The organism is Bradyrhizobium sp. SZCCHNRI20481, assembly GCF_032485055.1.
In the GTDB taxonomy this organism is placed as follows: domain Bacteria; phylum Pseudomonadota; class Alphaproteobacteria; order Rhizobiales; family Xanthobacteraceae; genus Bradyrhizobium.
This window is the reverse complement of record NZ_JAUEUE010000007.1, coordinates 76,266-96,499: the sequence shown is the minus strand read 5'-3', so window position 1 is coordinate 96,499 and position 20,234 is coordinate 76,266. Positions and strand designations below refer to the sequence as shown.

18 protein-coding genes and 1 riboswitch are annotated in these 20,234 nt (G+C 67.1%); of the genes, 9 read left to right on the top strand and 9 right to left on the bottom strand.

The features are described from left to right. Positions 1–15: 15 nt before the first annotated feature. From QX132_RS13130 to ilvC, 5 genes are all read left to right on the top strand, one after another. Complete coding sequence (locus tag QX132_RS13130) at positions 16–999, top strand: threonine dehydratase (RefSeq protein ID WP_315771684.1); 984 nt, start codon at positions 16–18, stop codon at positions 997–999. A 175-nt stretch (positions 1,000–1,174) separates the two neighbouring features. Further along, the gene (ilvN, locus tag QX132_RS13125) at positions 1,175–1,717 is read left to right on the top strand and encodes an acetolactate synthase small subunit (protein WP_315736889.1); all 543 of its coding nucleotides are present in this window, start codon (positions 1,175–1,177) and stop codon (positions 1,715–1,717) included. A gap of 3 nt (positions 1,718–1,720) precedes the next feature. After that, complete coding sequence (locus tag QX132_RS13120; protein WP_316161428.1) at positions 1,721–2,410, top strand: class I SAM-dependent methyltransferase; 690 nt, start codon at positions 1,721–1,723, stop codon at positions 2,408–2,410. 229 nt (positions 2,411–2,639) lie between these two features. After that, complete coding sequence (locus QX132_RS13115; protein WP_316161427.1) at positions 2,640–3,245, top strand: LysE family translocator; 606 nt, start codon at positions 2,640–2,642, stop codon at positions 3,243–3,245. A 150-nt stretch (positions 3,246–3,395) separates the two neighbouring features. After that, complete coding sequence (ilvC, locus tag QX132_RS13110; RefSeq protein WP_315736892.1) at positions 3,396–4,415, top strand: ketol-acid reductoisomerase; 1,020 nt, start codon at positions 3,396–3,398, stop codon at positions 4,413–4,415. An 82-nt stretch (positions 4,416–4,497) separates the two neighbouring features. Here the strand turns inward: ilvC and QX132_RS13105 are convergent, their stop codons facing one another. The 3 genes from QX132_RS13105 to QX132_RS13095 all read right to left on the bottom strand — a co-directional run bounded on the left by QX132_RS13105 (position 4,498) and on the right by QX132_RS13095 (position 8,843). Beyond that, positions 4,498–5,076 carry a hypothetical protein gene (locus QX132_RS13105; protein ID WP_316161425.1) on the bottom strand — a complete coding sequence of 193 codons (579 nt, stop codon included), beginning with the start codon at positions 5,074–5,076 and terminating at the stop codon, positions 4,498–4,500. Positions 5,077–5,146: 70 nt separating this feature from the next. Then, the gene (locus QX132_RS13100) at positions 5,147–7,228 is read right to left on the bottom strand and encodes a TonB-dependent receptor plug domain-containing protein (RefSeq protein WP_316161423.1); all 2,082 of its coding nucleotides are present in this window, start codon (positions 7,226–7,228) and stop codon (positions 5,147–5,149) included. 95 nt (positions 7,229–7,323) lie between these two features. After that, positions 7,324–7,542, bottom strand: a riboswitch (cobalamin riboswitch). Positions 7,543–7,730: 188 nt separating this feature from the next. Then, a complete protein-coding gene (locus QX132_RS13095) occupies positions 7,731–8,843 on the bottom strand; it encodes a DUF2336 domain-containing protein (protein WP_316161422.1) in 1,113 nt (370 codons plus the stop codon). Between the two features lie 544 nt (positions 8,844–9,387). Here QX132_RS13095 and QX132_RS13090 point away from each other — a divergent pair. Together QX132_RS13090 and QX132_RS13085 are read left to right on the top strand one after the other, a co-directional pair. Continuing rightward, positions 9,388–10,245, top strand: a complete 858-nt coding sequence (locus tag QX132_RS13090; RefSeq protein ID WP_316161420.1) for an SDR family oxidoreductase — start codon at positions 9,388–9,390, stop codon at positions 10,243–10,245. Continuing rightward, positions 10,245–10,553, top strand: coding sequence for a hypothetical protein (locus QX132_RS13085; RefSeq protein WP_316161418.1), 309 nt, complete (start codon positions 10,245–10,247; stop codon positions 10,551–10,553). Before QX132_RS13090 ends, QX132_RS13085 begins: the two co-directional genes overlap by 1 nt. Positions 10,554–10,584: 31 nt before the next feature. Here QX132_RS13085 and QX132_RS13080 read toward each other — a convergent pair whose 3' ends face one another. Both QX132_RS13080 and QX132_RS13075 read right to left on the bottom strand, forming a co-directional pair. Next, entirely contained in the window at positions 10,585–11,226 is a 642-nt protein-coding gene (locus tag QX132_RS13080; RefSeq protein ID WP_315736899.1) for a response regulator transcription factor, read from the bottom strand. Continuing rightward, the gene (locus QX132_RS13075; RefSeq protein ID WP_316161647.1) at positions 11,223–12,626 is read right to left on the bottom strand and encodes a sensor histidine kinase; all 1,404 of its coding nucleotides are present in this window, start codon (positions 12,624–12,626) and stop codon (positions 11,223–11,225) included. The genes QX132_RS13080 and QX132_RS13075 overlap by 4 nt, the downstream gene beginning before the upstream one ends. 189 nt (positions 12,627–12,815) lie before the next feature. Between QX132_RS13075 and QX132_RS13070 the strand changes: the two genes are divergently transcribed. Together QX132_RS13070 and QX132_RS13065 are read left to right on the top strand one after the other, a co-directional pair. Next, positions 12,816–13,748: a DUF2380 domain-containing protein gene (locus tag QX132_RS13070; protein ID WP_315756353.1), complete on the top strand. Its 933-nt coding sequence runs from the start codon at positions 12,816–12,818 to the stop codon at positions 13,746–13,748. Positions 13,749–13,939: 191 nt separating this feature from the next. Further along, the gene (locus tag QX132_RS13065) at positions 13,940–15,649 is read left to right on the top strand and encodes a sulfatase-like hydrolase/transferase (protein WP_315778669.1); all 1,710 of its coding nucleotides are present in this window, start codon (positions 13,940–13,942) and stop codon (positions 15,647–15,649) included. A gap of 48 nt (positions 15,650–15,697) precedes the next feature. On the opposite strand, the gene QX132_RS13060 is transcribed toward QX132_RS13065, so the two are convergent. The 4 genes from QX132_RS13060 to QX132_RS13045 form a co-directional block, all read right to left on the bottom strand. After that, a complete protein-coding gene (locus QX132_RS13060; RefSeq protein WP_315736904.1) occupies positions 15,698–16,921 on the bottom strand; it encodes an ABC transporter substrate-binding protein in 1,224 nt (407 codons plus the stop codon). 32 nt (positions 16,922–16,953) lie between these two features. Next, positions 16,954–17,940, bottom strand: coding sequence for a tripartite tricarboxylate transporter substrate binding protein (locus QX132_RS13055; protein ID WP_315778666.1), 987 nt, complete (start codon positions 17,938–17,940; stop codon positions 16,954–16,956). A gap of 86 nt (positions 17,941–18,026) precedes the next feature. Then, positions 18,027–19,223 (bottom strand): CoA transferase, encoded by a 1,197-nt coding sequence (locus QX132_RS13050; protein ID WP_316161414.1) that lies wholly within the window; start codon positions 19,221–19,223, stop codon positions 18,027–18,029. 17 nt (positions 19,224–19,240) lie between these two features. Then, complete coding sequence (locus tag QX132_RS13045; RefSeq protein WP_316161413.1) at positions 19,241–20,131, bottom strand: IclR family transcriptional regulator; 891 nt, start codon at positions 20,129–20,131, stop codon at positions 19,241–19,243. Positions 20,132–20,234 lie beyond the last annotated feature (103 nt).

Genomic DNA, 20,234 nt, shown 5'->3' with positions numbered 1-20,234 from the left:
TATGAGGAGGTGGCCGTGTTCACACTAGCCGAGCTCGAAGCCGCCCACGCCATCGTCGCGGCCGCGGTGCCGGCGACGCCGGCGCATGCGTGGCCGCTGCTGGCGCAGCGGCTGGGGACGCATGTCGTCGTCAAGCACGAGAACCATACGCCGGCGGGCGCCTTCAAGGTGCGCGGCGGGCTGGTCTATGTCGACAACCTCAAGCGCACGCGGCCGGACGTCCGCGGCCTGATCACCGCGACGCGCGGCAATCATGGCCAGAGCGTCGCGTTTGCCGGCCGTCGCAACGGCCTGCCGGTGACGATCTACGTGCCGCGTGGCAATTCGGTCGAGAAGAACCGCGCCATGGCGGCGTTCGGCGCCGAGCTGATCGAGCACGGCAGCGACTTCCAGGAGGCGCGCGAGGAGGCTGGCCGCCACGCCGCGCGCGACGGCCTGCACATGGTGCCGTCGTTCCATCCCGATCTCGTGCGCGGCGTCGCCACCTACGCGCTGGAGCTGTTCCGCAGCGCGCCCGATCTCGACGTGCTCTACGTCTCGATCGGGCAGGGCTCAGGCATCTGCGGCTGCATCCTGGCGCGTGATCTCTTGGGCCTGAAGACCGAGATCGTCGGCGTGCAATCGACCGAGGCGCCGTCCTACGCGCTGTCGTTTGCGGCCCGCACCGTCGTGACGACCAACAGCGCCGATACGCACGCCGACGGCCTTGCCACCCGCAGTCCCGATGCCGATGCGCTGGCGATCATTCTTAAAGGCGCCTCGCGCATCGTGCAGGTCAGCGACGCCGAGATCGCCGAGGCCGTGCGCATTCTCTGGACCGACACCCACAATCTCGCCGAAGGCGCCGGCGCGGCACCGCTCGCAGGTGCGTTGCAGGAAAAGGGCAGGCTCGCCGGCAAGCGCGTCGGCCTGGTGCTCACGGGCGGCAACATCGATCTCGACCTGTTCAGGCGCTGGGTGCTGCCGGCGGCCACGCATGCCGAAGCGGGGGCCGCATGAGGAGCTCGCAACTCGCCACAAACACCGCCGTCATGCCCGGGCTTGACCCGGGCATCCACGAACCGCGCGCTCGACGCTCGACGTGGATGGCCGGGAGCGCAGACAAGTCTACGCAGTCTGCGCAAGGCAGACTGCTATGCCCGGCCATCACGGCTGAAATCCTATGGGGACACCAATGAACCAGCCAGCATCGGCCTATTTCATGGAAGAGCGTCACGATCCGAACGAGACGCACACGCTTGCGGTGCTGGTCCAGAACGAGCCGGGCGTGCTCGCGCGCGTCATCGGCCTGTTCTCGGGCCGCGGCTACAACATCGAGAGCCTCACCGTCTCCGAGACCGAGAGCCAGAAGCATCTGTCGCGCATCACCATCGTGACGACCGGCACGCCGATGGTGATCCAGCAGATCAAGCACCAGCTCGACCGCATGATCCCGGTCTACCGCGTCGTCGACATGACGCTGACCAAGCGCGCGATCGAGCGCGAGCTCGCAATGGTCAAGGTGCGCGGCACCGGCGAGCCGCGCGTCGAGGCGCTGCGGCTGGCGGATGCGTTCCGCGCCCGGGTGATCGACGCCACCACGGAAAGCTTCGTGTTCGAGATCACAGGCAATACCGACAAGATCACGCAATTCATCGATCTGATGCGTCCGCTCGGCCTGGTGGAAGTCGCCAGGACCGGCATTGCGGCGATCGGGCGGGGATCGGAAGGGATGTGAGCCATGCTGGCGCGCGACTGGTACTACAACGAACGCAACCGGATCGGGCTCGACCATGCCGTGGCCTCGATCTATGGCTCGGGCGATGATGCCGACGAGCGCGCGCGCGCCGCTCTGACGATGCTCGGCGTCAAGCCGGGTTGGCGGGTGGCCGACATCGGCTGCGGCAACGGCGTGCTGGCGACCGAAGCGGCGCTGCTGGGCGCGGTGGTCGACGCCATCGACATCTCGCCGGCGATGCTGGCGCTGACCCGGATCTACAGCCGCGACCGCCGTACCGCGGTGCGGATGCATTCGGCGGGGCTGCTGTCGTTCGCCTATGAGGCTGCGACCTACGACCTGATCGCCAGCGAGTTCACGCTGCACCATCTGCCGGACTTCTGGAAGGCGGTGGCGCTGGCGCGCATCTTCGCGGCGCTGAAGCCGGGCGCGCAGTTCTTCCTGCGCGACATCGTCTATGTCAGCATGCCCGACGGCGCCGAGCGCTCGGTCGAGCAGTGGGCGGACTTCAACATCAAGAACCACGACCTCGCTCGCGACAGCGTCATCACCCACATGCGTGACGAGAACTCGACCTTCGCCTGGGTGATGGAGCGCATGCTCGCCGAGGTCGGATTCGTGACCGTCTCCGCCGACTACCACGCGCCGATGCACGCCACCTACGTGCTGCAGAAGCCGACGGGGCAGGGCTAGGCGCTGATGCTTGTGCACGACGGTGAGGTGGCCACGCTGCCACCCTCCCCTGGAGGGGGAGGGTCGGCTCACATCGCGCGAAGCTGCGATGTGAGCCGGGGTGGGGTGATGCCTCCACGCCGGAGCCGTGTCTGCGGCCCACCCCACCCCGATCGCGCATTGCATGCGCGATCGACCCTCCCCCTCCAGGGGAGGGTGAAGAGTCGTCGTGCGGAGAGAACTCATTAGAATGTCCCAGCAGCTCCTCATCGCCTTCGTCACCTTCGCGTTCGTGATGGCGTTCACGCCGGGGCCGAACAACATCATGCTGCTGTCGTCGGGCGTGACCTACGGCTTCCGCCGCACGGTGCCGCACATGATGGGCGTCAGCTTCGGCTTCGCCTTCATGGTCGGGGCCGTCGGCTTCGGCCTCGCCACGGTGTTCATCTCCTATCCGGTGCTGCAGGAGGTGCTGAAATATCTTGGCGTCGCCTACCTGATCTATCTCGCCGTGGTGATCGCGTTCTCCGGATCGGCCAAGCCGGATGACGACACGACGCCGCGCGGCCCGATGTCGTTCTGGGGCGCGGCGCTGTTCCAGTGGGTCAACGCCAAGGGCTGGGTGATGGTGATCAGCACCATCACCGCCTATGCCGCGATCGCCAGCTTCCCTGCCAATGTCGCGCTGCAGGTCGGGATCAGCTTCGTGATGGCGATCGGCTCGACCATCACCTGGACCCTGTTCGGCACCGCACTGCGGCCGCTGCTGAGTTCCGAACGCGCGGTGCGCGGCTTCAACATCCTGATGGCGGTGCTGCTGCTCGCCTCGCTCTATCCCGTCTTCATGGACGCATGAGGGAGGCGGCCGCCATGCGAGATCGGGGTTTCCAACCACGCCCAAAATGCTCTAGACACGGGCCGGATTTCGTCCGGGCGCAGCCGCCCGTGCCTCACCCAAGCGTCTGACTTTTCAGCCAATTCCGGCCATCTCAAAGAGGAAACGACAATGCGTGTCTACTACGATCGCGACGCCGATCTGAACCTGATCAAGGGCAAGAAGGTCGTCATCGTCGGCTACGGCAGCCAGGGCCATGCCCACGCGCTCAACCTGAAGGATTCCGGCGTCAAGGACGTCGCGATCGCGCTGCGCAAGGGCTCGGCTTCGGCCAAGAAGGCCGAGGGCGCCGGCTTCAAGGTGATGGAAGTCGCCGAGGCCGCCAAATGGGCCGACCTGGTGATGATGCTGACCCCGGACGAGCTGCAGGGCGACATCTATCGCGAGCACCTGCACGACAACATGAAGCAGGGCGCCGCGCTCGTATTCGCCCACGGCCTCAACGTGCATTTCAACCTGCTCGACCCGCGCCCCGATCTCGACGTGCTGATGATCGCCCCGAAGGGCCCCGGCCACACCGTCCGCTCCGAATACCAGCGCGGCGGCGGCGTGCCGTGCCTGATTGCGATCGCCAAGGATTCCTCGGGCAACGCCCATGACCTCGGCCTGTCCTACGCCTCGGCGATCGGCGGCGGCCGCGCCGGCATCATCGAGACCACCTTCAAGGAAGAGTGCGAGACCGACCTGTTCGGCGAGCAGGCGGTGCTGTGCGGCGGCCTGGTCGAGCTGATCAAGGCCGGCTACGAGACCCTGACCGAGGCCGGCTACGCCCCGGAGATGGCCTATTTCGAGTGCCTCCACGAGGTGAAGCTGATCGTCGACCTGATCTATGAAGGCGGCATCGCCAACATGAACTACTCGATCTCCAACACCGCCGAATATGGCGAATACGTCACCGGCCCGCGCATCGTCACGGCCGAGACCAAGGCGGAGATGAAGAAGGTGCTCGGCGACATCCAGTCCGGCCGCTTCGCACGTGACTGGATGCTGGAGAACAAGGTCAACCAGACCTCGTTCAAGGCGACCCGCGCCAAGCTCGCCCAGCATCCGATCGAGGAGGTCGGCGCCCGGCTGCGCGACATGATGCCCTGGATCAAGAAGGGCGCGCTGGTCGACAAGTCGAAGAACTGAGTTCGCGCAGGACTTGCTGAGAATTGAGAACGGCGGGCCGAGGCCCGCCGTTTTTGTTTGGTAGGTGAGTCCTTAGGCTGTTTCAGGACGTCGCGCGGCGTGAGGCCAGCGGCGCGAGCAGGCGGACGATCTCGCTGACAGCGACCAGGCCGACGAGCCAGGCGGTGCTGGTCAGGCCGAGGCGGGCGACGATCGGGAGCGTGAAGCTCGCGGCACCGCCGAGCGCGGGCGTGGCGGCCAGCAGCACCAGCTCATACGCCGTGTAGGCGCCCAGCAGGGCGGCGGCAAAGGCGAGCGGAGCCGGGCTTGCGCGCAGAGCCTGCAGCACGCCCCGGGCCGTGGCAGTGGCGCTGAGCGCGGCGGCGCCGATCATCGCGCCCCAGGCCAGCGTGTTGGCATCGACCGGATAGTGCAGGGCGCCGAAGCCGATGCCCTGGTTGACCAGCCAGGCGCCGAGCATCACCGGCAGCGCCGTGCGCAGCGGAAGCATGGCGGCCGCAATCACGGCGAAGGCCGCAAACGGCGTCGCACAGGCGAACACGAAGCTCGCCAGCGCACAGGCGGTCGTCAGCAGCGCGAAACAAAACGCGGCTGCATGCCGCGGCGGGACGGGCGCGAGGCGAGCCTCGGAACCAGAGGGGGCGAGGACGTCGAGAGTCATGGAACATCTCCTGTTGTTGCAATTGTAGTCCAGTTTTGAGGCGGCTGTCAGCCGCTTCGGGAGGTCTGCATCACTGCACGCCGAAGCTCGCGAGCCGGATGCCGCCGAACACGCCGAAGCCGGGCGCCAAGAAGCCGGTCGGGTTCTGGGTGTGACGGTTGAACAGGTTATCGATCCGGCCAAACACCTTGACCTGGTCGGACAGCGCGTAGTCGCCGCGCAGGTTCACGAGCGCATAGCCGGGTGCGACGAGGCCGGTGGTCATGCCGTCGCGGCTGACATCGAGCCAGTCGCCGACCCGCAGCAAGGTGGCCGACAGGCTCAGCGCATCGATCGGCAGCCAGGTGGCGGTGGCGCTCCATTTCTCCTTCGGCCGGCGCAGCAACTGCTGGCCGGTAGCCGCGTCGACGGCGCGGGTGAAGGTGTAGTCCGCGCGCAGCGATATCCGATCGGTGAGCCGCGCCGTCACGAAGCTCTCGGTGCCTTCGGTGGTGGCGAGGCCGACATTGGCGTAGGAGGTGAAGGTCGCGTTGAAATTGATCAGGTTGGTGATGCTGTTGTGGAAGTAGGTCGTGCCGAAGCGGACGCGATCGTCGAACAGCGGCTGTTCGAAGCCGGCATCGTAGCCGGTGCTCTGCTCCGGCCGGAGGTTGGGATTGGCGAAGAAGTTGAACGCCGGAAAATCCTGGTGCAACTGGCTCAAGGTCGGTGCCTTGAAGCCGGTGCCGTAGCTCGCCTTCAGCTTGGTCTCGGTGACCGGCAGGATCACCGCCGGCGCGATCCGGTAGGTGCCATGGCCGCCGAACTGGTCGTTGACGTCGTTGCGCAGGCTCGCGACGACGAACCAGCGCTTCGCGAACTCGGTCTGCAGCTCGACGAAGCCGGCCTTGTTGCCGTTCTCGGCCGAAAGGTCGGTGGTCTTCAGCCGTTCGGTCTGCTGCTCCAGGCCGACGATCAGATTGTTGCGCGGGGCGAGCTCGGTCACCGCGTGCCAGTCATATTTGATGCGCTCGCCGGTCGCGACCGCGGCGACGGGATTACCGGCCGTCAGATCGGACGACCAGTTGTTCACATAGTTGACGCCGAAGTAGTTCCTGATGCGGCCGCCGAGCAGCGACCATACGGCTTCCTCGCGCGTCGCCAGTTGATGGACGGTGTGGTTGCTCTGGGCGGCGTCGGGAAAGCTGGGAAAGCCGCTGTCGCCGGTGAACAGCAGGGTGGCGTCGGTGTAGCGGACCACCGAATTGAGCGTCCAGGCCTCGTTGAGATCGACGCCGAGCTTGGACGAGGCGGTGACGTTGTCGTAGGCGTTGCCGATCGCCTTCTGCCCCGCAGGCAGCAATTGCCACGGGGTCACCGGAACGTCACCAGCGTCCAGACGCGCGACGTTGACTGCGTAGTTGACATTGTCCTGGGAGCCGCTGACGCCGGCTGACTGGTTGAAGGTCTTGAACGAGCCGCTCTCGACCGAGGCGGTCGCCCGCGCCGGTCCGTCGCCCTTGCGCGTGACCACCGAGATGACGCCGCCGATGGCATCGGAGCCGTACAGCCCGCTCTGCGGCCCGCGCAGCACCTCGAGCTGTTGGATGTCGGCGGCGAGCAGATGTGCGAAATCGAACGCGCCGTTGCCGTTGGTGACGTCGCCTGCGTCGATGCCGTCGATGATGAGCTTGGTGTGGTTGGCATTGGTGCCGCGCATGAAGACGTTGGTCTGGCCGCCCGGGCCGCCGGCCTGCACGATGTTCAATCCGGGGACCGTGCTCAGGATGTCCGGCACGGTGCGGGCCTGCTGCGCGGCGATATCCTTGTCGGTCACCACGGTGATCGCATTCGCGACGTTGGCGACCGGCGTCACAACGCCGGTCGGGCTGACGGCGACGGGGGCGCTGGCCGGCGCTGCCGGCTTTGCAGCCGGCGTCTGCCGTCGCGCGGCGTTGCGGGTTGGAGAACCGCCGGACACCGCCGGCCCTGCGGCAGCCGGCTTGCGCGGCGCGTCAACCTCGACCGGGGGCAGAAGGTCGGGGGAGGCGGATTGCTGCGCTGCTGTGGGCGAGGGGCCGAGCAGGGCGAATGACGAGAGGACGCAGAACGACGACAGAACGGCGCGACTGCGCCTGGCATGGGGAACGGGAGACACGAGGGACCTCGGCATGACGTCAGTGGCACGTCACCGCGAACGAGGTCTCACGCAGACCTTTGCAGACCTGCCTGAAAACGATGCCAATAACGCCCCGACCGGCATCCTCGCGTGTGACCACGGCTGACGGCAGGTCTCCTGGCTCGCGGGTCGTCACCTCCACGTCGCCTTCCCGGGACCGAGATTTCCCAGTGGCCTATGACGCGAGATTCGCCGCTTACAGTTGCGGGGGCAGCTGCGGCCTTCGATCACGTCTCTTGCGAGACGCATCCGGCACCGCATTCCCTTTTGAGCCCCGGTCGAGGGGCACCGTCACGATCACCGTAGGAGTGCGGGCGCACCAAAGTCAATCCGGCGCCCGGCGATCTCCTGGCGATAACGCTGGCCGGTCGGCTTGATGATGCCCGGCCGCCTGCGACAACCATAGCTGTCGTCCCTGCGTTCGCAGGGACGACAGCGGAGTATGAGGAGGCTCGCGAGTCGTTGCTGATGAGGATTGCGTCTTGTGAGCACCCGCTCACTTCTCGACCTTGTTGTGCACCATCCAGAATCGCAGCGTGCGCTGGGCGGTGTCGAGCGACAGGCGGCCGTAGTCGCGCTCGGCGAGCTTCAGGGTGTCGCTGTCGATGGCGTGCTTGATCGGCCGGTGGGTCAGGATCTTCGCCACCACCGACCAGGCCAGCCTGGCGGCACGGCAGGGGATCAGCACGATGTCGGTGCGCGGGCCCTCGAGCACCTTGGCCATCATCTCGGTCGGCACGTTGTTGAGCAGGCCGAGTGCGGCGGAAACCTCGCCGAACCGGCGGGTCTCGGCGAAGAAGGCGATGGCGGCATCGTTGAGCTCGTTCAGCCCTTTCATGCGCTTGACGGCCTCTTCGGCCAGCGTGAAGTCGCGCCCGACTAGGCCGCCGTCGCTGCGCGCAACGTCGGCGATCGCCTTGAGGATCTTCTTGATTTCCTGTTGCAACGCCGGCGGCGCCGAGGCCATTAGCTTGGCGCGCACGGCTTCGGTGGCGCGGCGCAGGAGGTCGCGCAGGTGCTTGGTGGGCAGATCGACGCGCAGCCCGATGATCTCGGACAATTCGTCGTCGTCCTCGGCATGCGCCATCATCCCGGAATAGCCGGTATCGGAGAAGCGCGCGGTCTGGTTGTTGGCGAGCTTGCGGATGACCCGGCGCTCGCCGCGGTCGACGATGATGTCGGTCACCGCCTCGGTCAGATGCGGACGGCTGGAGATCGCCATCAGGTGATCCTGGCCCTTGGTCGCCGCGACCTCGACCAGCGTATGCTCGGTCAGCCGGCTCGAGTGCATCAGCACGCTCTCGGCCACCGAGATTTCGTCGTCACGGGCGAGCTGCTGGATCAATTCGACGGGCGCGTAGTCGACCGGCGCGAGATGCTTGGAGAGCTCGGCCCGCGCGCGGGTCTCTACTCGCGAGACCAGCATGCACAGCACATTGTCGAACACCTTGATCTGGTCCTCGGTGAGGCGTTCGCCGTCATGCAGGAACAGATTGGTGACCTGGCGCAGCGTGTTGACGCGCTTCGCCGAGGAGCCGCTGCGGACGGCCTCTTCGAGCTCGGTGATGATGGAGTGTTCTGAAGGCGGGAGCTGTTCTGGCTGTGACACGATCGCGCTCGTTTGTCCGGATGGCCGGAGCGACAGCGACGCGCTTGTGATCCCGCTGCAAGGCTCTCGGCCGGAGCAGTTTTCGGCACGGGCGATAACAACGCGTTAGGGTCGGAGGACGTAGTACCCCGGAGAAACACGGATACGGAAAATTAAGGCGATACGCGTAGAGGGGACGACGAGCTGGAGCGCGGTTTTCCGGAGATTCGCCGGACAGGCGATGGAATGAGGCCCGAACACCTCCCCGCGGACGCGGCGACGACAGGCCAGCGAAACGGAAAGGTTAATGATCTCATAAGGTCACGGACCTTCCTTCATCCAGTTTGCTCGCTGCCCTCGATCTCACGTCAGCTGTCATCCTCCCAAGCATTGAAACTTAAACCCCATTCTTGCCGCGGCCATTTTGCTGATGCGCCGTGCGCTGCGTGCGGTCTCCCGGTGTTCCAGGGCGGGCTCGGAAGAGGGATGATCTCGCGCGAAAAATCAGCGCCAGCATCGCGCTGCATCCCGTGCGATAATCGCCGCGCAAATCGTTGAGGTCGCCATGAAATCCGTCGTCATCACCGGCGCGTCCACCGGCATCGGCTTCGCCTGTTCGAAGCTCCTGCTCGCGCGTGGCTTCCAGGTGTTCGGCAGCGTTCGCAAGCAGGCTGATGCAGACCGTCTGCGCAGCGAGCTCGGCGCCAACTTCACGCCGCTGCTGTTCGATGTGACCGACGAAGCGGCGGTGAAGGCGGCCGCCGGCGAGGTGCGAGCGGCGCTCAAGGGCGAGACGCTCGCCGGTCTGGTCAACAATGCCGGCATCGCCGTCGCGGGGCCGGTGACGGAGCTGCCGATCGAGCAGTTTCGCCATCAGATGGAAGTGAACGTCATCGGTCCGGTCATTGCGACCCAGGCGTTCGCGCCGCTGCTCGGCGCCGATCCGGCCATGAAGGGAGAGCGCGGCCGGATCGTGATGATCAGCTCGGTCGCGGGCCGCAACGGCAACCCGCTGATGGCGCCGTATTCGACCTCGAAGCATGCGGTCGAGGGGCTATCCGAGAGCCTGCGCCGCGAGCTGATGCTGTTCGGCATCGACGTCATCGTCATCGCGCCGGGGGCGGTGAAGACGCCGATCTGGGCCAAGGCCGAGGAGGTCGACCTGTCGCCGTATCAGGCCTCGCCGTTCTTCCCGGCGCTGCAGAAGATTCGTGGCTTCATACTGCATCTCGGCAAGACCGGGCTGCCGGCCGAGACCATCGCCGCGCGGGTGGCCGACGCCTTGACCCTGCCGGCGCCCAGGGTGCGCTACGAGATCGCGCCCGATGCTATCAGGCAATGGATCGTGCGGGTGCTTCCGAAGCGGACCGTCGATCGCATCATTGCCAAGCGGCTCGGCCTGACGCCGGTGACCAGGGCCTGATGCGGGCGATGACGACCATCGGCAAGACCCAGGCGGAGCTGACCCGCCTGGTCGAGGAGGAGATTCGCGCGCAGCCGGGGTGCGAGACGGCACGCGTGCCGGCCGTTCATGCGCTCGACGTGCGCAGTGGCCGCAACTGGGAGATCCCGCACGTCGTTCTCGGCGACAGCCTGATCAGCGACGTCGACCGCGCCGTGATGAGCGTGCAGCGCCGACTCGGGCGCGAGTTTCACCTGATCGATGATCCCGTCACGGAGCCAGCGTCGGAAGCCGCCGCGACGCCGCAGATCGACACCGACGACTCCTGACATTCCCTGCGCTGACGTGAGCGCTGCGGGCTCAGGTCAGCAGGCCCTGCCGCAGCGCCAGCCGTACCAGCTCGATGTCGCTGGCGACGCCGAGCTTGTCCTTGATCAGCGAGTGCAGGTTGGCAACCGTCTTCGGGCTGAGATGCAGCGCTGACGCGATCTCGTCGGTGGTCCGTTCGGCCAGCAGCATCTGCATCACCTCGAACTCGCGCGCGGACAGGACGTCGGCGGCCGCCCGCTCGCCGGACAGCCGGCTGAGCGCGAGCTCGTGATCGATGTCGGGGCTGATCGCGATGCGGCCGGCGAGCACGTCCATGACGGCGCGCACGAGCGTCTCCGGAGGGCTGCTCTTGGTGACATAGCCGCGGGCGCCGGCGCGGATCGCCTGCACCGCGAAGCCCGCATTCTCATGCATCGTGAAGACGAGGATGCGCGCGCTACGATCCCATTGCCGGATGCGGCGGATGCCCTCGATGCCGCCGACGCCCGGCATGGTCAGGTCCATGATAACGAGATCGGGCCTGACCTCCTTGAACAGCCGGTAGGCTTCGGCGCCATCGGCGGCCTCGGCGACCACGCGCAGCCCCGGCTGCTTCTGCAGCATCGACCTGTAGCCCTCGCGGACCACGGCATGGTCATCAACCAGCAGGATGGTGCCGGCGGGCGCCGTCATGCCGCGCAAGCCGTTTCCGGCTGGGTCGGCGAGAGATCGGGCAGGGCCGGCAGCGGAATCTCGACGCGGAGTCGCGCGCCACCGCCGGAGGTGGCCGCGAAGCTCATCTGGCCTCCCATGGAGGCGACGCGCTCGCGCATGCCGAGCAGGCCCATGCCCGGCTTGTCGGGAGCTTCACCTGCGGGACCGTCGTCTTCGACGGTGAGCACGGTCGCGCTCGCCGGCCCGTCCTGAAGCGTCAGCTGCAGCCGCACGCGCGTCGCTCCGGCGTGCTTGACGGTATTGGTGAGCGCCTCCTGGGCGATGCGGTAGAGGTTGGTGGCGATGATGCCGGGCAGTCGGTCGATGCCGCCCGACAGGCTGATCTCGAAAACGGTGCGGCCGTGCTGCCGCCTGTTCCATCCGGCGACGAGGCCTTCGAGGCTGGCGGCGAGGCCGAGCTCGTCGACATCAGGTGGGCGCAGCCGCATCAGCGCGCCGCGCAACTGGTCCATCATGTCGCTCGCGGTGCGCGCGATGCCGTCGCAATCGCCCACCAGAGCGGGGCAATCCTGCGCCGCGCTGTGACGGATCGACGCCGCGAGCGCCCGGATCGCCGCCAGCGACTGGCCGAATTCATCATGCAGCTCGCGCGCGAGGTTGCGGCGCTCGTCGTCCTCCAGGGCGATCAGGCGCCGGGTCAATTCGCTGCGCTGGGCCAGCGCTGTCTCCAGCCCCTCGGCGAGCTGGTTGAAGGCATCGCGGATCGCCGACAGCTCGGCAAGGTCGAACGGCGGCAGCCGTGCCGACAGATCATGGGCCGTGATCCGCTCCAGCCCGGCGCGGATCAGCCGGGTCGGGCGCAGCGCGCGGGCCAGCGCGGCGTAGGCCAGAATGCACAGCAGCGCCAGCGCCGTCCCGAGCACGGGCAGTAGCCGGCTGAGCTCGCGCCAGGCCTCCGCGGTCATGACGCCGGCATCGGCCCAGACGACGGCATCGCCGGTCGTTTCGCCGCGAAAGCTGACCGGCCGTGCCGCTTCCCGGCCCGGATCGAACAGCCGCCGATACAGCATCGCGAAGGCGCGGGGCGGATCGTCCGTCTGCGCCTCGGCGCCGCCGCAGATGCGCTGCACGATCGCGCCGTCGACGCCGCGATAGGCGATGCACAGGCCCGGTCGCATCGCGGCGGCGGCGACCGCATCGAGGTCGGGAAAGCCGGCCGGCGGGCTGTTGACCCAATGCATCTTGCTTTGCTGCAATTGCAGCGTCCTGGCCGTGATCTCGGCGATCCGCTCATTGCGCGCATGCACCGAGCGGTCGGTGTCGAACAGCACATAGGCGCAGATCGCCCCAAAGCAGAGCGCCGAGACCACCGAGATGCGCAGTGTCAGACGGTATTTGAGGTCGTAGCGGGTCCACATCTTCGGCACGTCCATGGTAGCCCTGCCCGCCGGCATTTAACGGCAGAACCGCCTGGGCCAAAAGCGCTGCGGCCTGGTCGCCGTCACCGTCGTGAAAATTTCCCGTGCCGCGCCGGGACCGCGGCCGCTGCGGCCATAGCGCCGCTGCGTCTAGCCTTGGATCGCCACACATCTCTGCAGGGGGATCCCATGTCAAACCGTCGCGTCGTCCGTTGTCTCGTTCTCGCGCTTGCTTTCGCGGCCGGTCCGGTCCGCGCCGCCTCCGGCGATGTCCCGGCTGTGCTGGTCGACGATTTCAGCTATCTCGACACGTCCGGCGAGCCGGTCGATCAGACCGCAGCGCATCAGCGGCGGCTGGATGCATTCATCGCCGCGCTCCGCAGCGACGTCGCCGCCGACGCGCGGCTGCGGCCGGTCAGCCCGTCCTGCGCGCCGTCCTGTCCCACCGATGCGTCCCCGGAGGCCCGGCTGCAGATGGCGGCCGCGGCCGGCGCAACCGTCGTGATCACCGGCGGAGTCCAGAAGCTCTCCACGCTGGTGCAGTGGGCGCGCGCCGCGGCCATCGACGTCGCCTCCCATCGGGTCGTCTTCGACAAGGTCTTCACCTTCCGCGGCGACAGCGACGAGGCCTGGCAGCGCGCTGCGATCTTCGTTTCGCGCCAGGTCCGTGACGCGCTGGCGCCGCCGGAGCCGATCCGGCTGGCGCTGCTGCCGTTCGAGCTCGACGACACCAGCGCAGGTGCGGCGCTCGGCGAGACCGAATCCGACCAGAAGGGGCTGCAGGAGGCGACCGACGCGGTGCGGCAGCTGCTGGCGCAGTCCGGGCGCTATCGCCTGGTGGACGCGGCCGGCGAGATCAAGCCGGGGCAGCCCGTGCGTGAGTGCGACGATTGCGAGGCCCGGGCGGCCCGCGCCGTCGGCGCCCAGCAATCGCTGCTCGGCATCGTCCGGCGGATCGGCCGCACCGAATACATCATCGGCTTTCGTGTCCGCCAGGCCGACAGTGGCGCGCTCGTCGCCGCCGGTGACAGCGGATTGCGCCTCGGCGCCAATTATTCCTGGAGTCGCGGCGCGGTGCGTCTGGTGCGCGAGCGGCTGCTCGAGACCGGCACCCAGAATTGAAAAAGGGCGAGGATCGGTACGCGAGGACGGCAGTGATGCCACCTCTCGTCGTGGCGCGAGACGACACGCCGCCCTCCGTGTAAATCCGGGCTGTTGTGATTTGTGACGATTTCATTACGGTCGGATGACAGGATAGGCTTCCTTGATCTGTCGGCATGCGCCGGCGAAGGGCGCCTGCATTCGACCGCCTGATGTCACTGACCCCGAACGACCAACCGATCACCACGCTCGCCGCGGCGAGCGCAACACGCTCCGCGGCCGTCCGGCTGTCCGCCGTCGCCGCGCCGCATGTCGCGGCGCTGGCCCTGATGCTGCACACCGAGACCGATTTCGGCTCGCGGCTCGGCTTCGTGCTGGCCTGGGGCATCCTGAACTGCTTCTGGCTGGTGCTGCTGCGGCGGCCTGCGGTGTCCGGCGCGTTGGCGTTGACCATGGTCGTGGTGCTGGTGCTGCTGTCGCAGCTCAAGCACGCCGTGGTCCAGATGACGGCGAACTTCGTCGACGTGATGCTGATCGATCACGACAGCGCGGCGTTCCTGTTCACGATCTTCCCGAACCTGAAGCTGTCGGTGCTGGTGGCGGCCGCCGTCGTGCTGCCGCTGATGGGGCTGCTGTGGTGGGCGGATCCGTTCCGGATCGCGCGGCTGCCGGCGCTGGCCGGCAAGCTCGCCTGCCTTGCCGCGCTCACGCTGTATTCGCTCAACTGGCGCGACGAGACCTGGCGCGGCTATTATGACGACGGCTATCTGTCGAAATTCGCCCGCTCCGGCGTCACGGCGGTGTCGGACTTCCTCGCCAACGGCTTCATGGAATCCGACGCCACGGCTGATCGAAGTCTGGCTGCCTTCGTCCCGGATTCCTGTCATCCGGCCGGACGGCGCCCGAACATCGTGCTGATCCACGACGAATCCAGCTTCGACATCCGCTCGGCGCCAGGCATCAAGGTGCCGGATGGCTATGGCAGCCATTTCAAGTCGTTCGACGGCAAGGCGCGGCAGTTCATGGCCGAGAGCAATGGCGGACCGAGCTGGTTCACCGAGTACAACGTGCTTGCCGGCCTGTCGTCGCGCTCGTTCGGCCGCTTCGCCTATTTCGTGACCCGGATCGCGTCCGGCCGGGTCGAGCGCGGCCTGCCGCTGGCGCTGCGCAATTGCGGCTACGACACGGTGTCGCTCTATCCCGCGCAGGGCGCCTTCATGAGCGCGCGCAGCTTCCAGACCACGGTCGGCGTCGACCGCTTCCTCGACGCGCGCGATCTCGGCGCCAAGGGCGTCGAGCCCGACGGCTTCTTCTACGATGCCGCGCTCGATCTGATGCAGCACCGGCCGCGCGGAAAGCCGCTGTTCATGTTCGTCTATCTCGCCGCCAACCATTTCCCGTGGGAGACGACGTTCCGGCCCGACCTGACGCCATCCTGGCGAGCGCCCGGCAATCTGCCTTCGATCGATGAGTATCTGCGCCGCCAGGCGATGAGCGCGACGGACTATCAGCGCTTCCTCGCCAGCCTGAAGAAGCGCTTCGGCGACCAGCCGTTCCTGATCGTGCGCTACGGCGATCACCAGCCGGAGTTCTCGCCGCACATTCTCGATCCCAAGCTCGACGAGGCCGGCATCGGCGAGAAGCTCGAGAGCTATGATCCGCGCTATTATCGGACCTATTACGCCGTCGATGCCGTCAATTTCGAGCCGCGCCAGAGCGCGGTCGTGATGGATCGGATCGACGCCGCCTATCTGCCGCTGGTCACGCTCGAAGCCGCCGGCATTCCGCTCGATCCGTCCTTCGCCGAGCAGAAGGACATCATGCTCCGCTGCAAGGGCGTGTTCTACGCCTGCGGCGACGGCGCCGAGGCGCGCCGCTTCAACCGCATGCTGATCGACGCCGAGCTGATCCGGGGGCTGTGACCGGCCGACGCCAAGGTCGGCCGGGCAACGTGTTTGCAACGCCCGCTGCTACTCCGCCGCCGTGTCGGTGACGATGCCGCCGATGTTCTGCCAGTGCGCGCCGTCGAACTGGATCATCTGCAACTGCTTGTTGACGCGATAGTCCGTCGGCGAGGTCGTGATGCTGATGCCCGGCAGCAGCATGCCGAGCTCGACACGGTTGAGGTTAGTGGCCTGCTTCAGCACGTTCTCCCGCGTCAGCTCGTCGCCGCACTGCTTCAGCACCTGGACCAGGAGCTCGGCGGTGATGTAGCCATAGACGTTGAAGTTCGAGCCCTTGTCGCCGTCGGGATAGTACTTCTCCATGAAGGCGAGATAGCGCTGCACGCCGGGGTCGTTCTTGAAGCCCTCCTCGAGCGGGTCCTTGACGTAGCCGACGCTGATAAGGCCCTTGGCATTCTCGAGCCCGGCGGGCTTCAGGGTGGCGCCCATCGAATTGGCGTTGATGTCGACGATGTGGACCGGCTTCCAGCCGAGCTCGGCGACCTTCCTGATCGCCTGCGCGGCCTGCTTCGGCGTCGAGGCGCTGAACAGCAGGTCGGCGCCAGCATCCTTCAGCTTCAGAATCTGCGAGTCGATCGTGGGCTCGGTGATCTCGTAGGAGGTCTCGGCGACGATCATCTTGGCGGCCTTGTCGCCCAGCCCGGCCTTCAGGCCGGCGAGATAGTCGCGGCCGAGATCGTCGTTCTGGTAGAGCACGCCGATCTTGGCGTCGGGATAGGTCTTGAGGATGTATTGGCCGTAGATGCGGCCTTCGACGACGTAGCTCGGATTGAATCCCATCGTCCAAGGAAAATGCTTGGGATCGGTGAAGCGCGAGGCGCCGGTGGCCGCGAACAGCTGCGGCACCTTCTTCGTGTTGAGATATTTCTGCACGGCGACATTCGGCGCGGTGCCGATGATCTGGAACGTCAGCAGCACCTCGTCGCTCTCGACCAGCTTGCGCACCTGCTCGACCGTCTTCGGCGGTGAATAGGCGTCGTCATACTGGATCAGGTTGATCTTGCGCCCGTTCACGCCGCCCTGGTCGTTGATCATCTTCATATAGGCGGCCTGCGCCTTGCCGATGGTGGCATAGGCCGACGCCGGGCCGCTCAGCGGCACGGTCTGCCCGACCTTGATCTCGCTGTCGCTGGCGCCGGTATCGTACTTCTTCTCGGCGGCCAGCGCCGGCGCGGTTGCCGCGAGCGACAGCAGAGCAAGCGCGGCCAGCGCGGTGGTCCCAATCCTCATCACATCCACTCCCTGAATATCTTTTGTGAAACTCACTCGGCCTTGATGGCGGCGTCGCGGATGACCGCGCTCCATTTTTTGGTTTCGTCGGCGATGAACTGGCCGAATGCTGCAGCGTCGCGCGGCTGCGGATCGAGCCCCTGGGCGAGCAGCTTCTGCTTCACCTCGGGGGCGGCGAGATCGGTGAGGATTTCGCGCGACAGCCGGTCGACGATGGGCTGCGGCGTCGCGCCCGGCGCCATGAAGCCGTACCAGCCCGACGCGACCACGTTCGGCAGGCCCTGCTCGCGCAGGGGCGGCGCCTGCGGATAGATCGCGCTGGGCTCGGTGGCGGCGACGCCGAGCACGCGGAACTGGCCGGCCTGGATGTAGGGCAGCGCGGTGCTGATCGCGGTCAGCGTCGCATCGACGCGGCCGGCGAGCAGCTCGGTGTAGGCCATCGAGTCGCCGCGGAAGGGAATGTTGAGGCCGGTCACCTTGGCGTCGCGGAACAGCAGCTCGGCGGCGAGATGCGGCTGCGAGCCGGCGCCCGGCGAGGCGAAGGTCAGGCCCTCGGGCTTGGACTTGCCGTAGGCGATCAGCTCGGCCAGCGTCTTGAACGGCGCGTTGGCGCTGATCATCAGGAAGATCGGCGCAACGACGGTGCCGGCCACGGGGCGCAGGTCCTTCACCGGATCGTAGGTCAGCTTGCCGAACAGCGCTTCGGCGGTGACGTAGGGCGCGGCGGCGTAGAGCAGGGTGTAGCCGTCGGGTGCGGCGCGGGCGACGAGGTCGTTGGCGATGCGGCTGCCGGCGCCGGGCTTGTTCTCGATGATGAACTGCTGGCCGAGGTGATGTTCGAACTCCGCCGCCAGAAGGCGCAGCGAGATGTCGCTGGCGCCGCCGGCGCCATAGGGACAGATCAGCCGCACCATGCGGGTCGGCCAATCGCCCTCGGCTCGTGCACGATGGCCGTAGCCCAGCGCCAGCGCGGCCCCTGCACCGAGCAGGCCGCGGCGCGTCATCGTCGGTTGTCTCATCGCGCGTCTCCCTGTCTGCTGCATCCCTTGTCCGGGCTGCTCCGACGCGTTCTTCGCCGCGCCTTGTCGTCTTTGCTCGCGCCGCGTCAGATCACCTTCCTGCGGGCGAGATCGTCCATCTCCTGGTCTGATAGTCCGAGCCAGCCCTGGTAGATCTCGCGGTTGTCCTGGCCGACGTCGCCGGCGGCATGGCGCAGCGTGGCGGGATCGTTGCCAAAGCGCGGCACGACGTTCGACATCGCCACCGAGCCGAAATCGCGGTCGGGCACGCGCGTGATCATCTCGCGCGCGATCGCCTGCGGATCAGTCGCGATCTGGTCGATCGCGTAGATCGGTGCGATCGTTCCCTTGGCCTCGGTGAAGCGGGCGACGACATCATCCAGGTCATGCGCGGCGCACCAGGCGGCGAAGATCGCGTTGAGTTCGGCCGCATGCTTCACCCGCGAGGCATTGTTCGCGAAGCGCGGATCGTCGATCAGGTCGGGACGATCGATCGCGCGACAATTGGCGGCGTAGAGCGCGTTGGTCGAGCCGGCGAGCGTCACCCAGCGATCGTCGCGGGTGCGATAGACCGCGGCCGGCGCCGAGTAGCCGTTGGCATTGCCGATCCGGCTGCGGCTGAAGCCGAGCTGATCGTGCTCGACCGGCAGCACGTCGAGCAGCCGGAACACGGCCTCCGTCAGCGCCAGGTCGATCTCCTCGCCCGGCGCCTCGGGATCAACAGCCCGCTTCCACAACGCTGCCAGCACGCCGAGTGCGCCGAACGCGCCGCCGATGGCATCGCCGATCGGATAGCCCGGATGGGTCGGCTCGCCCTCGGCCTCGCCGGTGATGTAGGTGAGCCCGCCCATCGCCTCGAAGATGCGGGCAAAGCCCGGACGGTCGCGGTACGGCCCGTCCTGGCCGAACGCGGTGGCGCGCAGGATGACGAGGCGCGGCTGGATCGACCACAGCACCTCTTTCGTCAGGCCCCAGCGGTCGAGCGTGCCGGGGCGGAAGTTCTCCATCAGGACGTCGAAGCGCGGCAGCAGCCGCTTGAACAGCGCGAGCCCCTCCGGCGTGCGCAGGTCGAGCGTCGCGAGGCTCTTGTTGCGGTTGGCGGTCTTCCACCACAGCGGCTTGCCGTCCTTGAACGGCGGAAAGGTGCGGACAGCGTCGCCATGGCCCGGCATCTCGATCTTCAGAACCTCGGCGCCGTAGTCGGCGAGCAGCGTCGCCGCGAACGGTGCAGCGATGATCGTCGCGATGTCCAGAACGCGCAAACCCTGGAGTGGCCCGGCCATGTCGTGATGCACCTGTCTCAGCCGGCTTCGGCCGCAAGCGCCGGCTCCGGCGCGCGCCTGATGATCTCGGGCTCGGCTTCGTTGATGAGCGCCCGGATGCTGGCGGCGAGCGCCGTGATGCGCGGACCGATCTCGGCCTCGAGCTGACCCGGCTGCAGCCGGAAAGCGGGAATGCCGCAATTGATCGCGAAGGCGCGGCCGGAGCTGTTCGCGTAATGCAGCGGCGCAGCGACGGCGTGAATCGCGGGCATGTATTCGCCGATGCAGGTGCAGAAGCCGCGCTCGGCACATTGCGTGATGCCGTCGAAATAGAGCGTGCGGAAGCTGGCCCATTGCTTGGCATCGTCGGCGGCGAGCTGCGCGTCGAAGCGCGCGGCTTCGGCTGGAGGCAGGATCGCGGCCGCCGCGCGTCCCATCGCGGTCGCGACCACGGTGATCGGCATGCCGATGTCGGGAACGTGCGGCCCGACATCGCCGGAGCGCGCCGTCTCGACATACACCACGGCGTTGCCGTCGAGCAGGCCGATCGAGACGGTGCCGCGCACGCTGGCGGCAAAATCCTGCATCAACGGTCGTGCGAGCTGCCGGAACGGCATGTCGGCGAGCAGCGGATGCGCCATCCGCAGCGCGCGGACACCAAGGCGATATTTCGCGAGGTCCTGGTCGAAGGAGAGATAGCCGAGCTCGGTGAGCGTGTGGGTCAGCCGGGCGACCGTAGGCCGCGGAATGCCGGTGCGCACCGATATGTCCATGTTTCCGAGCACGGGAGATTCCGTCCCGAACGCCTCCAGCACGATGAGGCCCTTGGCCAGCGTGGTGGCAAAGGCGGCGTCGCCGGCGCTGTCGGCCAGCATCGTTTCGAGGGCGCGATTGCGGACGGCGAGGGCGGATCGTGGAGGTGCGGGCATGCGGCGGAGAATGATCCAGGAATTTTGGAGAGTCCATATATTTGTAGATATAATGATTGTACGTCCACTATGTGGACAAATGTCGGACGTGCGGTGGCCACGC